This is a genomic window from Nocardiopsis ganjiahuensis DSM 45031 (assembly GCF_000341085.1).
Classification (GTDB): Bacteria; Actinomycetota; Actinomycetes; order Streptosporangiales; family Streptosporangiaceae; genus Nocardiopsis; species Nocardiopsis ganjiahuensis.
Window position 1 is genome coordinate 544,286 of the sequence record NZ_ANBA01000008.1, and the last position, 13,815, is coordinate 558,100.

A 13,815-nucleotide genomic window follows, 5' to 3' on the forward strand; every position below is an offset into this window, starting at 1 on the left:
ACCGTCCTTCGCGTATAGGGAGCGAGGGGGATGTGGTCTGTACTCTGGCGGCTACCCGGCTACCCCGCGTCTATGCGTGACCGGAAGCGGGGAATCCGCTGTGATGAGCGATCAGCGGGCAGCCGGCAGGATGTGTCACCACAACGAGTGGAGCGCTTCACTCCTGTGCTTTCTGCAGACGCACGTAGGCGAGTTGCAGCCAGTCGGAGACCGCCACGGCGCTGAACACCGCTCCTGCGCTCCGGGTGAGGGAGGGTGCGAACACGAGGCCGAAGGCGTACCCGGTGGCGATCCACTGAGCGGTGCAGAAGGGACAGGTGAGCAACTCACCGACCGCCTTGCGCCCGCCTGTGTCACGCACCTCCTCGTCGAGTTCGGCCGGGGCGGACACGCCCTGGAAACGGGTGAAGAAGGCTCTCAGGGGGCTGGTGACCGGGTCCTTGGCCAGCAACCGCGACAGTTTGTGCGTGGTGAGGCCCATCAGCGCCAGGTCCCAGGGGCCCACGGACGCTGCGGCCCCCCGTCTGCCGGAACGACGGGCGAGGAGCACGCCGGCCGCGACCAGCGCCGCGTAGGCCGAAGCCGTCGCGGCGTACCCGGCGAGTGGCTGGTCACTGTCCCCGCGATAGGCCTCCGCCTCCCTCTGGATGCTTCTCCGGGCGTTCTCCATGCCGGTGGCACCGTCATTCATCTCTGCCGTCCTTTCGTCGTCCTGTTCCGATGTCCCCCGTGGACCTGTCACGGGCCCAGGCGTGCAGCTCCTCCCTGTCCCCCGCACCGTCGAGGTTGACGGCGGCCTCGATCAGCGCCAGATGCGTGAAGGCCTGGGGGAAGTTGCCCAGCGGGGTGCCGTCCGCGGCCATCTCCTCGGCCTGGAGCCCCAGGTCCCCGGAGCTCGCACACAGCCGTTCGAACCTGTTCCTGGCCTCCGTACTCCGCCCGGCGAGCACCAGGGCGGACACCATGTCGAAGGAACAGAGCAGGAAGGCGCCTTCGGGCGTGCCGATCCCGTCGTCGGTCTCCTTGGGGTCGTACCTGCGCACGAGCCAGCCGTCGTCCCCGAGTTCGGCCTCCACCCGCTCCAGGGTGCGGAGCACGCGCGGGTCGGTCCCCTCGAGGAATCCCAGGAGCGGAACCCGCAACAGCGAGCCGTCCGTGTTGGTGGAGCCGTACGACTGGACGAAGGCCCCGGTGGCGTCGACACCGCGTTCGAGGACCTGCTCGCGAATCGCCCGCGCCTCTTCACGCCACTCGTCCAACGGCACCTCCCCCTGGCGGCCGGTCGACTCGGCGAGCTGGATCGCCCGGTCCAGACACACCCAGGCGTAGACCTTGGAGTTGGTCCAGTGCCGGGGGCTCGACCGCACCTCCCACACACCCTCGTCGGGCTCGCGCCACAGCGCGCGGGCCGCCTCGACCACGGAGTCGAGCTGCTGGAGGTCGCTCCGTGTCAGGCTCCCGGTGGCCTCCTCGTAGGAGAGCGCCGCGTCCAGGATGTGCCCGTACACGTCCAGCTGGTGCTGGGAGTAGGCGGCGTTGCCGATCCGCACCGGGCGTGCCCCACCGTGTCCGGCCAGGTGGTCGAGGGTCGTCTCCTTCGGAGGCGGCGCCTCGTCCACCGCCTCCGCGGGCGGGATCCAACCGGTCGGCCGACCGCACGCCCGCAGCAGGAAACGCAGGTACCTCCCCGCCTCCTCGGCGTGTCCCAGGCGCAGGAAGGCGAGGACCACGAGGGCCGCGTCCCGGTGCCAGAGATACCGGTAGTCCCAGTTCCTGGTCCCTCCCGGCCATTCGGGCAGGGAGGTGGTGGGCGCGGCGATCAGGGCGCCGCTCTCCTCGAAGAGCAGGCCGCGCAGGACGAGCGCGCTGCGCCGCACGTGGGCGGCGCCGACGCCCTCGTACCCGGTCCGGGCCGACCAGGCGCGCCAGGTTTCGAGGGTCTCCCTGAGCAGCGCCTGCCCCTGCCCCGGACCGACTCCGCGCTCACCCCGCAGGTAGTCCAGGGCGAACACCGCGGTCTCCCCCTCGGAGAGCTCGACCCGGAACTCGGGGTCCCCGTCCTCGGCGATGCGGGGAGAGGGCACCCCGGACAACAGCGGACCCGAGGCCTCGCGAAGGCCCCCGTCCGCCTCGCGCCACGCGGGCCGCTCCCGGGCGAAGTCGGGTCGGGCGCTCAACCGGGAGCGCACCGAGGTGCTGCCCGAGCGGCACTCGACGAGCCTGACGAGCAGGCCTTCTCGGGACAGGACCGCCTCGCCCTCCGGTCTTCGGACCGCGAGCAGATCGCGGACGACGACCTCGACGTCCTCCCCTCGCCACAGGGTCTCCAGGACGAGGCTGTCGTCCGCGTAGGAGCGTGACACCGGCCGCGCTCCCTGGACCTCCAGGGTCCACTCGCCGCCGCGCTCGGGGTCCAGGATCCCCGAGAGGAAGGCGGGCCCGTCGAACCGCGGAGCGCACAACCAGTTGATCGTGCCGTCCGGCGTGACGAGCGCGGCGGTGTGGCAGTCCGAGAGGAAGCCGTGGTCCCCGACAGCTGTTTCCTTCTGCTCCATCAGTCCCCCGTCGTCCTTCCGTGGGCTCCTGTCCGTCCGACTGCCCTGGAGGGGCCGCGGCGAAACAGCAGTTCGGACGCTTGTCCCGACTCACACACGGCGTACATGAGGAACCGCTCTCCCGGGTAGCGGGGGGAAAGAAGGCCGCAGTTCCGTGTTCGGAGGAGACGGAGGACGGTATGGAGGCCCGCAACGGAGGGCACAAGGTGGTCGTGGTCAGCGGGGCCAGCGCGGGCGTCGGTCGGGCGACCGCACGGGAGTTCGCCCGCCACGGGTACGCGGTCGCCCTGCTCGCACGCGGCGAGGCGGGGCTCGCCGCCGCCGAACAGGAGGTGCACGACGCCGGGGTGCCGGTGTTGGCCCTGCCGGTGGACGTCAGCGACCCCGGAGCCGTGCGCGAGGCCGCGGAGCGGGTCGAGACCGTACTCGGTCCCGTGGACGTGTGGGTGAACTCGGCCTTCGCGTCCGTCATCGCCCCCTTCCCGGAGGTCGAACCCGAGGAGTTCCACCGGGTCACCGACGTCTGTTACCACGGTTACGTGCACGGGACCCGTACCGCGCTGGCGCTGATGGGGCCCCGGAGCCGGGGTGTGATCGTGCAGGTGGGGTCGGCCCTGGCCTACCGGGGCATCCCCTTCCAGGCCGCGTACTGCGGAGCCAAGCACGCGGTACGCGGGTTCACCGACTCCGTGCGCGCCGAACTGGTGAACACCGGTTCGGGGATCAGGTTGACGGAGGTCCACCTCCCCGCGATCAACACCCCGCAGTTCTCGTGGGTCCGTTCACGGGTGGGCGGGCGGACCAGGCCCGTTCCACCGGTGTACCAGCCGGAGGTCGCGGGCCGGGCGATCGTGTGGGCGGCCGAACACCCCCGACGGCGCCGTTACTGGGTGGGCGCGTCGACCGTGGGCACCGTTCTGGCCCAGCGCCTCGCGCCCCGCGTACTGGACCTGCAGCTCGGGTACACGGCGCGGGAGAGCCAGGTCCGCGACGAGCCGCCGCCCAGGCGTGACAACCTCTTCGAGCCCGTGGACGACACCCGTGACTTCGGCGCGCACGGAGAGTTCGACGCCGAGTCGCGTGAGGTCAGCCTCCTCGACGAGGTGAACCGCAGGCGGGGGCGCGCTCTGCTGGTCGGCGCCGCCGTGTGCGCGGCCGGGGCCGCGGGCTACGCCCTCCGCCGCCGGACGAGGTAGGGCCCCAGGGCCAGAACGCCCACCGGCGCGGAGCCGAAGCACTCGAGCGCGTCGCGGGGGGAGTCCACGGTGGGGCGTCCCGCCGTGTTCAGGCTCGTGTTGGCGAGGACGGGAAGGCCGGTGAGGGCCCGGAAATCGGCGAGCAGGCGGGAGAGGAGGGAGTCGTCCCCGCCCTCGACGGTCTGCACCGTGGCGGTGCCGTCCACATGGACCACGGCCGGTATGCGTTCACGCCACTCGGCCGCCACGTCGTGGACGAAGAGGGGGTAGGGGCTGGGCAGGGGGCCGCCCGAGAAGAGGTCCGCCGCGTGTTCGGCGGCCACGATCGACGCCACCGGGCAGAACTGTTCGCGGCCTCCGGCCCGGTTGAGCCTTTCGCGGCTGTCCCTCCGTGAGGGGTCGGCCAGGAGCGAGCGGTGCCCCAGGGCCACCGGACCGTATTCGGAACGTCCCTGGAACCAGGCGACGAGGGCCCCTTCGCTCAGTGCCCGGGCGACCTCGGCGGTGAGGTCTGCGGGGCGCTCGTACTCGATCTCCGCTTCCTCCAGGACGGCGGCCAGGGCTTCCTCGTCCCAGTCGCGTCCCAGGTCCGCGCCGGGCATCGGTTCGACCGTGTCCCCCAGGTCGACCGCTGCCTGGAGCGCGCCTCCCAACGCCGTCCCGGCGTCTCCGGCGGCCGGCTGGACCCACACCTCGTCGAAGGGGCCGTCCCTCGCGATGCGGCTGTTGGCGCTGCGGTTCAGAGCCATCCCCCCGGCCAGCGCCAGACTGCGGTGCCCGGTCTGCTCGTGCAGCCAACCCACGAGTTCGAGGAGGACCTCCTCCACCCTCGCCTGGACGCTGGCGGCCAGGTCGGCGTGTTGCCGGGTGTGCTTGCTGCCCGGTTCCGCGGCCGGCGCGAGGGCCTCCCAGTCCACGCCCGAGGCCACGATCAGGCCGTGGCCCCGGTAGGCGATCCGGTCCCGCAGGAGCCCGGTCATCGTCGGCTCCCCGTAGGCGGCCAGGGCCATGGCCTTGTGCTCGTCACGGCAGGGGCGGAACCCGAGGTGCTGTGTCAGTCCCTGGTAGACCATCCCCAGGGACTCCGGGAGCGGTTGGCGGACGAGGACGTCCAGGTCGCCCTCCGCGGTGTAGGAACCCGCCAGGTGCGAGGTGCTCTCGCCGCGGCCGTCGGTGACGAGGACCGCGCGTCCCGCGTGCCCGCCCGCGGCCGGGGGTGCGGCCAGGGCCGCGGAGGCCGCGTGCGCCACGTGGTGCGGTATGTGGGTGACCCTGGCCGGTTGCAGCCCGGGCAGGGCCGTGGCCAGGAAGTACGGTGCGCGTTCCGCGTAGATCAGCCGGAGGCGTTCCCAGCCGGGGTCCAACGCCGGTCCCTCCGCCAACGCCAGCGCGGGGTCGTAGGAATAGGCGACCACGTCGAGGTCCGGGGGCGAGAGCCCCGCCTGGTCCAGGCACCAGCGCATGGACTCGACCGGGAGCTCCCACGCCGAGAAGGGGACCGGTTCCTTACCGCGCTCGCGCCGGGAGAACCCCTCCTCCTCCGCGGCGGCGACGATCCTGCCGTCCACCACGAGAGCGGCCGCCGGGTCCTGGAAGACGGAGTTCACACCGAGCACCTTCATGGTTCCCCTCCAGAACGAGGCTCGCTTCCGGTACGGAGTACACGGAGACGACTACCAAGGACCGCGACCGCTAAACGTGGCCGCCACGGACCGGCCACGACCGGGGAAAAAAGGAGCAATCGTCCGCCAAGGGCAAGCGGCCGTGTGTTAAAGACGCTTCTCAGCGGGAAGCCCGTTCGCAGTGCGCCATCCCATCCCCCGGAAAACGGAGAACGGTCGTGTCCCCGGGCCCGCCCCCACCACGCGGTGGTCGGACCCGCGGCCCGGAGTCCCGGCCAGGCACCGCACCCCATGGTGAGGAGGAGAGCATGCACACCACAGCAGGCACCACCATCGAGAAGTCGAGGCCGGTCGTACCGGAACCGCACCGCGAGCCTCCGGAAGACGCCTCCGCAGAGGAACTGCTGTCGGCCCTGAAGCCCCTGGAACCCGGTGACCCCTTGGCCCAGCGCCTGCGGGAGCGCGTCATGCTGCACTACCTGCCGCTCCTGAACCGCATCGCCCGCAGCTACGGGGGGCGCGGCGAACAGCTGGAGGACCTGCGGCAGACGGCCCACGTGGGACTGGCGAAGGCGATGCGCGGCTACGACCCGGGACGGGGCAAGGCCTTCATCTCCTACCTCCTTCCCACAGTGACGGGGGAGATCAAGCGGCACTTCCGCGACCACACGTGGGCCGTCCACACGCCCCGGACCCCCCAGTCCCGCCGGTCCGAGATGAACCGGGTCCGACGGGATCTCGAACAGCGCCTGGCCCGACCCCCGAAGACACCGGAGATCGCCGAGGCGATGGGGATCTCCGTCAAGGAGGTCGAGGAGATCCGCCTGGTCTCCGAGGCCTACAACACCCTCTCGCTGAACGCCCCCGAACCCCACGGGGACGAGTCCTCCACCAGCCTCGAGGACTGTCTGGGATCCGAGGACCGCAACATCGACCTGGTCGTGGCACGCGAGTCCGTGCGCTCGGTCCTGCAGGTCCTCCCGGCCCGGGAGCGGCTGATCCTCAAACGGCGCTTCTTCGACGAGTGGAAGCAGGAGCGGATCGCCCAGGAGGTGGGCTGCTCCCAGATGCACGTGTCCCGGCTGCTCACCGCGTCGTTGGAGAAGCTGCGGGACGAGCTGAGCGACGAGGAGTGAACGGGCCCCTCCGAAGAGGAGGACCGTTGCGGCCCGTTCGATGTGTACGCACCGGGCGGACCGGTCAGGGGACGGACACGGACAGTCGCGATCGACGGAGCGAGACGATGACGAACGAACCGAAGTCCCCACCGCGCCGGCCCCTGATGAGGGGGGCGGCCAGAGGCGCCGTGGCGGCGATGGCCATGAGCGGGATGCGACAGGTGGCGGTGGGCCTGGGAATGATCCAACGCACTCCCCCCGACGCCATCCTGCGGGAGGGCGTACCGGCCGTGCTCCGCCGGGTTCCCGAGCACCGGCGGACCGCCTTCATCGAGTTCGCGCACTGGGGCTACGGGGCGACCGCGGGGGCGGCCTTCGGGTTGGTACCGAGGCGCCTGCGCTCCTCCCGGCTCAGCGGCCCCGTCTACGGGGTGCTGGCCTGGAGCCTGTTCGAACTGGCGTTGGCCCCGGCCCTCGGTCTGGCCCACGCCCAAAAGGCCCGTCCGCAGGAGCGGGCCGCCCTGTTGGTCGACCACGTGTTCTTCGGCCTGATCGTGGGCTCCCCGCCCGAGGCCGTCATCGTCGAGCCCGAGGACGGGAACGGGGACCGGAACCGGGGCGAGGACTGACCGCACGGGGGCGGCGGGAACACCGGCCCCTCCCCCGGCCGGTGAGGCCGTCCCGGCCCTTCGGGGGCGGATCGCCCCCTTCCGCGCGGCGGGAGGGGGCGATCCGGTCGCGGTCGGACCCTCAGGTGTTCGGCTCGGCCGCGCTCACGTCGGCCAGCGCGGAACCGGGGTCGACCGCCCGGGCCAGATCCCCCATCGTCACGACGCCCACGACCTCCTCGCCCTCGACGACGGGGAGGCGGCGGACGGTCGCCGAGCGCATGGCGTGCACCGCGTCCTTGACGCTGCTCTGCGGCGGCACCGTCACGAGCTCGGTGCTGCACACGTCCCCGGCCCGGACGGTGTCCGGGTCCCCGTTGTCGGCCAGACACCGGACGACGATGTCGCGGTCGGTGATCAGGCCCTTCAGCCTTCCCTCCTCCGTGACCACGACATCGCCCACGGCGGCGTCACGCATCACCCGCGCGACCTCGGTCAGGGTCGTGTCGGGCGTGACGGTGCGCAGCATCGGATTCATCAACTGGGCCACGTTGTCCACCATGGGTGACTCCCTTCTCCTCGGTTTCCCTGGTCCCCTGTTCAGGCCACTGACCTGCGGGCACCGGCCCGAAACGTCGTCGTGCCGTTTTCCTGGCGTCCGGGCCCCCGGTGCCGGGGACCCACCACAACGGAGGGCCCGAACCGTCCCCCACCTGCTGTTTCATCGCGACCTTGTCGGGTAGTCGCCCTTCCACACCCTCAATTCCTCGTCATGCGGAAGAAGGGGAAGACCGATGCTCACGCGGAAGAAGGCGCCGATCGAGGACTACTCCTCGGTTCCGCTCGGAGCGCTCCGTCAGTGTGTCCGGCACCTGGACGCCGAGCAGATGCGTCAGCTCATCGCCTTCGAGGAGTGCCACGCCGGTCGGCACAGGGCGCTGGAGGTACTGCACGACCGCCTGTACCAGTTGGAGCACGGGGTGGAGCCCTCAGTGCGCCCGCGCGGGGAGGTCCCGCACGGGGCGCTGGATCCGGACCTTCGATGAGAAGCGAGGTGAACGATGCGCTACGACGAGTTCCTGGCCGAGGTGCGCGAGCTCGGCGAGTACGAGAACCAGCGCGAGGCCGAGGAGGTGACGACCGCGGTGCTCACGGTCCTCGCGTCCCGTCTGCCGGCCGAGGCCGTGGAGAAGCTGGTCGCGCAGCTCCCGGAGCAGCTCAAGGAGGGGCCCCGGCGGGCCCAGCAGCCGGAACCCGAGGCCTTCGGGGTCGAGGAGTTCCACGAACGTGTGGCGAAGCTGGCCGGCGGGCGGGCCCTGACCGCGGAGCAGGACGCCGGAGCGGTCCTGACGACCGTGGCCGGGGCGGTCTCCGGAGGGGAGCTGAACCAGCTCCTGAGCCACCTGCCCTCCGGTTACGCGGTGATGTTCGGCAAGCCCGAGCTCTCGTGAGGCCGGGCGGCCCCGGTCCGGCCGCCGACGCACAACCCCGGTCCGCCCGGACGCGTTCGCGTCCGGGCGGACCGCTGTGTACCTAGACGAAGGGGGCCACGGCGCAGAGGGTGACCGCGCCCAGGATGAGGGCGAGCACGCGGTAGTTCTGGTACCACGGCGTCCCCCTGAGGTCCTCGGACTCCTTGAGCCAGGTCGCCCTGCTCCAGGTGATCGCGGCGACCTTCTCCTCTGACGGGGCCTCGGTCGCCAGGGAGACCGCCACGAACACCACGAGGCTCAGCAGGAGCATGATCCCGGTCGCGTACAGGAACTGCAGGTCGAACAGCCCGAAGACCTCGCCCGCGAAGAACGCGAGCAGGCCGAACGGGACCACGGCCAGGGTCCACACGCCCGCCTCGGTGGAGGCGCGCCGCCAGAAGATCCCGCCGAGCAGCACCACGACCAGGGGCATGGTCACGTAGCCGAGGAACGACTGGAAGTAGGCGACGATCCCGGAGAACGTCGTGATCACCGGTGCCCACAGGGCTGCGAGCAGCATGAAGAAACCGACGAGCACGCGTCCGATGGTCAGGAGCTGCCGTTCGGTGAACTCGCGCCTCCTGGTCTTGACGAAGTCGTTGACCACCAGGCTCGCCGCGCCGTTGAGCACCGAGTCGAGCGTGGACATCAGGGCGAAGATCAGGGCGGCCACCACGATGCCCCGCAGCCCCACGGGGACGAAGTCGAACACCAGCGCGGGCCAGACCAGGTCGCTGTTGGGGAAGTCGTCGGGCTCGTAGATGCCGCGGCCGAGGATCCCGGGGAAGATCAGGAAGACCAGCACGGGGAGCTGGAGGGCTCCGGCGAACAGCGCGCCCCAGCGCCCGTGGTCGATGTTCTTGGCGGCCAGGACCCGTTGGACGACCATGTGGTTGGTCACCCACACGTAGAACGACAGCCAGATCGCGCCGGTGAAGATGCCCGGCCACGGCAGGAAGTCGTCGTCGGGCGGCGGTGCGACCGTGAACCCGTCCTCGGGGGCGAGTTCGGGGAGCGCCGACCAGGCGAAGTCGAACTCGGCGAAGACCATCACGAAGATCGCGGCCCCGGCGGCGAACAGCACCACGCCCTGGATGGTGTCGGTGATCATCACCGACTTCAGCCCGCCCACCAGTACGTAACCGCCGCCCAGCAGGGCGATCGTCGCGATGTGCACGCCCAGGGGGACGTCGGGGAAGAGCAGCGACAGCACCAGCGAACCCGCGAACATGGCGCCCGCGCTGTCCAGGAGCATGGCCGTGACCACGGTGAACCCGGAGAAGGCGTAGCGGGCCCGGCGGTCGTAGCGCCGCTCGAGGAACTCCGGCACGGTGGTGATCCTGGACTGCAGGTAGAACGGCAGGATCAGCAGGGCGAAGACGAGCAGGACCAGCGTGGCCACCCACTCGAAGTTCCAGACGGAGATACCCGTCTCGAACCCCGCACCCGCCAGGCCCAGGTACTGGGTCCCGCCGAACTGGGTGGCGAAGAGCGAGAACCCCACCACGGGCCACACCATGGTGCGCCCGGCGAGGAAGTAGCTCTCGGTGCCCTCCTGTTTGCGTCCGACCCACACGGCGACGGCCACGACCGCCGCCACGAACAGCACGACGATCACCAGGTCGATCGCGGAGAGCTCGAAATCCGGCATGCCCGGCTCCTATCGGCGTTCCTCGTGGTGGCGGGCGCCCTGCGCCCCGGTCCGGCCCGTGTCCGATTCCTCGCGTACGACCAGAACCGAACAGGGCGCGTCGGTCACGATCCGGAGCGAGAGGTCGCCCAGGACCTTGCGCTGGCCGACGCCCCTGCCCCGGGCGCCCACGACCAGCAGCCCCGAGCCGAGGTCCGCCGCGGCGCGGAGCACCGTCGCCTCGATGTTCCTGCCCAGTCGGACCTCGGCGTGCTCGAGTTCGGTCCCCAGCTCCGCGGCCTCCGCGGCGCGGCGTTCGACGAGCGCCTCGCCCTGTTCGCGCAGCCGGTCGACCTGCGCGGGGGTCACGGTGGTGCCGGCCACGCTCGGTTCCAGCGACTTGACGTGGACCAGGCTCAGTACCGACCGGGTGGCGCGCGCCAACTCCGTCGCCGCGGTCAGGGCTCTGTCGGATTCCGGTGAGCCGTCGTCCACGACCATGATGCCGGTGGGGAACGAGAGCATCAGGAGTCCTCCGGTTCTTCAGCCTCGTATACGTGTGTTCGGCTCACGCCGTTCGCGTCCCGCTCGGCACCTGTGGACGGAGGTTCCGTGACCCGCGGGAACCACACCATCCGAGGCGGCCGACGCGTCTGCCGTCGGCCGGGCCGGGTTCGACGCCACCACCGTAGGCCGAGCCGGGCGGGATGGCCCCCGTCCGCCGGTGCGTGTCAGCGATCCGTGTCCGGCCGCTGTCTTCCTCAGAGCCACTAACCTCCTCCTTCCCGTACAAAACCTCCGGCCCCCGTCAGTTCCCCGGGCACCCGGGGCCCGGTCCGCACGCATGGGACCGGGCCCGGCCGGGTAGCCGTGACCAGACAGGACGGTGTGCCGGGCGCGGGGGCGCGCCACCACCGTCGAACACACGGCACACGGCACGAGGGGGTGTGCTCCGCGCAGGAGCGCCCACCGTGCCCGAACCATGGGAACAGGAGGTTTCCGATGGCGGTAAGCGATCCGGAGACTGATCGCCTCTGGGAGGAGTTCCACGAATCGGTCAACATGACCTCCGAGGAACTGCGCCGATGGCTGCTCACCGACGCTTCGGGGGAGGAGGCGTTTCCCGCCGACGGCGGCGTGGGGGCCGAGGGTGAGGAGATCGTCCGCCTCCTGGGCAAGCGCAGGACCGACGTGACCTCGTCCGACATCGAGCTCATGGAACGGGTCACCCGGTTCGTCCGTGACGAGCTCGCGCAGCCCCGGCCGGAGGACGACGGCTGGCGCAGGCGGCTGATGCGCGTGGGCCACGACCCGCTGAGCCCCGATTCCGGGCCGTCCGACGTCTGACGGCGGTACCCGCGCCACGGTCGCGAGCGGAACCGTCTTCCGCCCGCGACCGTGGTGTGAACCGGTCCACCGCCCTCTCCCCGCCGGGGAGGGCGTCGGGTCAGGCCGACACGGCCGCCGTGGCGCGGTCCCAGTGCCGGTGCAGGCCGATCAGGCGGGCGAACTCCTCGACGAACCGCTGGTCCGCGCCCGGGGCGCGCACCACCCCGTCGACGGTCTCCGTGTCCAGCGGCGGCTCGGAGAGCATCTCGGGCACCCCCGCCCCCGAGAGCAGGGCGGTCCCCTGACCGACGGCGGCGACGGTCTTGTTGTGCTTGTAGGCCTCCAGGACGAAGTGCCTGGCCTCACCGTCCTCGCTGAGCGACGCGACCGAGTCGGCGCCGCCGGGCACGGCCACCGCGTCGTAGAGGACCGAGGAGACGGTCGTGTACGCGCGGTCCACCGGCAGGTCCCCGCCGTCCCGCGTCCCGACCGCGCCGTCCGACCGGGCGAGGAACTCCACCACCGCGCCCCGGTCCACCAGCGAGTCCCGCACGGCCTCGGCGGCCTCCCCGTCCACCCCGTGGGCGACCAGTACGGCGACCTGGCGGCCGGTCAGGTCGCCGAAGGCCGTGTTGGCCTGGCTGAGCGCGGGTGAGGAGTCGGTGTGACCGCTCGTCCCGGGGTCCTCCGGCGGTTCCACCCCGATGCCCTCGGCGACGCCGACCGCGAGTGCGTGGTCGACGTTGACCAGGTTGGCCACCGCCTGCTGGCGGACCGAGAGCTCCTCGCACTTGCCCAGTTCGAAGCGGAACGCCGCGACCAGGTGCTCCCGCTCCCAGTCGGCGAGGCTGTTGAGGAACAGCCGGGCCTGGGAGTAGTGGTCCTGGAAGCTCTCCGCCCGTTTGCGGATCTTGTCGCCCTCGACCTTCTCCGTGTAGTGCCGGTAGACCCCCTCGTCCGCGAGTGCCGGGCAGCCTCCGCCGAGCGAGTTCGGGAAGTAGGAGGTCTTGCCCCGGTGCACCCGGTGCTGGGCGAAGCCGTCGCGCTGGTTGTTGTTCACCTCGGCCACCGGCCGGTTGACCGGGATCTGCTGGAAGTTGGAACCGCCCAGGCGCAGCAGCTGCGTGTCCAGGTAGGAGAAGTTGCGGGCCTGGAGCAGGGGGTCGTTGGTGAAGTCGATGCCCGGGACCACGTTGGCGGTGTGGAAGGCGACCTGTTCGGTCTCGGCGAAGAAGTTGTCCGGGTTGCGGTTCAGGACGAGCTTGCCGATCGGGCGGACCGGGACCCGCTCCTCGGGGATGATCTTGGTGGCGTCGAGCAGGTCGAAGTCGAAGTCGTGCTCGTTCTCCTCGGGAACGAGCTGCACCCCCAGCTCCCACTCGGGGAACTGGCCGCGCTCGATGGCCTCCCACAGGTCGCGCCGGTTGTAGTCGGGGTCCTTGCCCTGGATGCGCTGCGCCTCGTCCCACACCAGCGAGTGGGTGCCCAGCTTCGGCTTCCAGTGGAACTTGACGAAGGTCCCCCGCCCCTCGGCGTTGACGAACCGGAAGGTGTGCACGCCGAAGCCCTGCATCGTGCGGTAGCTGCGCGGGATCGCCCGGTCCGACATCAGCCACATCATCATGTGGGTGGTCTCGGGCTGGAGCCCCACGAAGTCCCACAGGGTGTCGTGCGCGGACTGGGCCTGCGGGATCTCGTTGTGCGGCTCGGGCTTCACCGCGTGCACGAAGTCGGGGAACTTGATGCCGTCCTGGATGAAGAAGACCGGCATGTTGTTCCCGACCAGGTCGTAGTTGCCCTGTTCGGTGTAGAACTTGACGGCGAAGCCCCGGACGTCGCGCACGGTGTCCGCCGACCCCCGCGAACCCGCCACGGTGGAGAACCGCACGAAGACCGGCGTGACCACGTCGGAACCGCTGAGGAAGTGCGCGGCGGTCAGGTCGGACAGGCCCTCGTAGGGCTGGAAGTACCCGTAGGCGCCCGCTCCCCTGGCGTGCACCACGCGTTCGGGGATGCGCTCGTGGTCGAAGTGGGTCATCTTCTCCCGGAAGTGGAAGTCCTCCAGGAGAGTCGGCCCGCGCTCCCCCGCCTTCAGGGAGTTGTCGGTGTCCTCCACTCTGACCCCGGTCTCGGTGGTCAGAGCACCTTCGGACCCGACCCGCGCCCCTTCGAGGTCGCGGTTCTTCGCGTCGTCTTCGTGGTCACTCATCTCGGCCCCCGGCTGTGGTGGATGTCGGAACCTACGTGGAGCGCCCTGACCGGCGGTCGGGTCGGATAAACATCCG

13 protein-coding genes are annotated in these 13,815 nt (G+C 70.9%); 6 read left to right on the forward strand and 7 right to left on the reverse strand.

Translation table 11 applies throughout. The annotated features are described in order from the left end of the window. Positions 1–157: 157 nt before the first annotated feature. Entirely contained in the window at positions 158–691 is a 534-nt protein-coding gene (locus D458_RS0111050; RefSeq protein ID WP_017586811.1) for a DUF1360 domain-containing protein, read from the reverse strand. Continuing rightward, entirely contained in the window at positions 684–2,555 is a 1,872-nt protein-coding gene (locus D458_RS0111055; protein ID WP_017586812.1) for a glycoside hydrolase family 15 protein, read from the reverse strand. The genes D458_RS0111050 and D458_RS0111055 overlap by 8 nt, the downstream gene beginning before the upstream one ends. A gap of 179 nt (positions 2,556–2,734) precedes the next feature. On the opposite strand from D458_RS0111055, the gene D458_RS0111060 reads away from it, so the two are divergent. Further along, positions 2,735–3,751, forward strand: coding sequence for an SDR family oxidoreductase (locus tag D458_RS0111060; RefSeq protein ID WP_017586813.1), 1,017 nt, complete (start codon positions 2,735–2,737; stop codon positions 3,749–3,751). Here D458_RS0111060 and D458_RS0111065 read toward each other — a convergent pair. Next, positions 3,724–5,373, reverse strand: coding sequence for a carbamoyltransferase family protein (locus tag D458_RS0111065; RefSeq protein WP_017586814.1), 1,650 nt, complete (start codon positions 5,371–5,373; stop codon positions 3,724–3,726). The genes D458_RS0111060 and D458_RS0111065 overlap by 28 nt on opposite strands. A 308-nt stretch (positions 5,374–5,681) precedes the next feature. On the opposite strand from D458_RS0111065, the gene D458_RS0111070 reads away from it, so the two are divergent. Continuing rightward, on the forward strand, positions 5,682–6,509 hold the full coding sequence (locus D458_RS0111070; RefSeq protein ID WP_017586815.1) for a SigB/SigF/SigG family RNA polymerase sigma factor: 828 nt from the start codon (positions 5,682–5,684) through the stop codon (positions 6,507–6,509). 179 nt (positions 6,510–6,688) lie between these two features. Next, positions 6,689–7,120, forward strand: coding sequence for a hypothetical protein (locus D458_RS0111075; protein WP_017586816.1), 432 nt, complete (start codon positions 6,689–6,691; stop codon positions 7,118–7,120). Positions 7,121–7,241: 121 nt separating this feature from the next. Here D458_RS0111075 and D458_RS0111080 read toward each other — a convergent pair whose 3' ends face one another. Continuing rightward, entirely contained in the window at positions 7,242–7,661 is a 420-nt protein-coding gene (locus D458_RS0111080) for a CBS domain-containing protein (RefSeq protein ID WP_017586817.1), read from the reverse strand. A 232-nt stretch (positions 7,662–7,893) separates the two neighbouring features. Between D458_RS0111080 and D458_RS33355 the strand changes: the two genes are divergently transcribed. Together D458_RS33355 and D458_RS0111090 are read left to right on the forward strand one after the other, a co-directional pair. Next, positions 7,894–8,145 (forward strand): hypothetical protein, encoded by a 252-nt coding sequence (locus D458_RS33355; RefSeq protein WP_017586818.1) that lies wholly within the window; start codon positions 7,894–7,896, stop codon positions 8,143–8,145. Positions 8,146–8,160: 15 nt separating this feature from the next. Continuing rightward, the gene (locus D458_RS0111090) at positions 8,161–8,550 is read left to right on the forward strand and encodes a DUF2267 domain-containing protein (RefSeq protein WP_017586819.1); all 390 of its coding nucleotides are present in this window, start codon (positions 8,161–8,163) and stop codon (positions 8,548–8,550) included. 82 nt (positions 8,551–8,632) lie between these two features. Here the strand turns inward: D458_RS0111090 and D458_RS0111095 are convergent, their stop codons facing one another. Both D458_RS0111095 and D458_RS0111100 read right to left on the reverse strand, forming a co-directional pair. Then, positions 8,633–10,222: a sodium:solute symporter family transporter gene (locus D458_RS0111095; RefSeq protein ID WP_017586820.1), complete on the reverse strand. Its 1,590-nt coding sequence runs from the start codon at positions 10,220–10,222 to the stop codon at positions 8,633–8,635. Between the two features lie 9 nt (positions 10,223–10,231). Next, positions 10,232–10,726 (reverse strand): universal stress protein, encoded by a 495-nt coding sequence (locus D458_RS0111100; protein WP_017586821.1) that lies wholly within the window; start codon positions 10,724–10,726, stop codon positions 10,232–10,234. Between the two features lie 477 nt (positions 10,727–11,203). On the opposite strand from D458_RS0111100, the gene D458_RS0111105 reads away from it, so the two are divergent. Further along, positions 11,204–11,548, forward strand: coding sequence for a DUF3140 domain-containing protein (locus D458_RS0111105; protein ID WP_017586822.1), 345 nt, complete (start codon positions 11,204–11,206; stop codon positions 11,546–11,548). A gap of 100 nt (positions 11,549–11,648) precedes the next feature. Here D458_RS0111105 and D458_RS0111110 read toward each other — a convergent pair whose 3' ends face one another. Further along, positions 11,649–13,739 (reverse strand): catalase, encoded by a 2,091-nt coding sequence (locus D458_RS0111110; protein ID WP_017586823.1) that lies wholly within the window; start codon positions 13,737–13,739, stop codon positions 11,649–11,651. Positions 13,740–13,815: the final 76 nt, after the last annotated feature.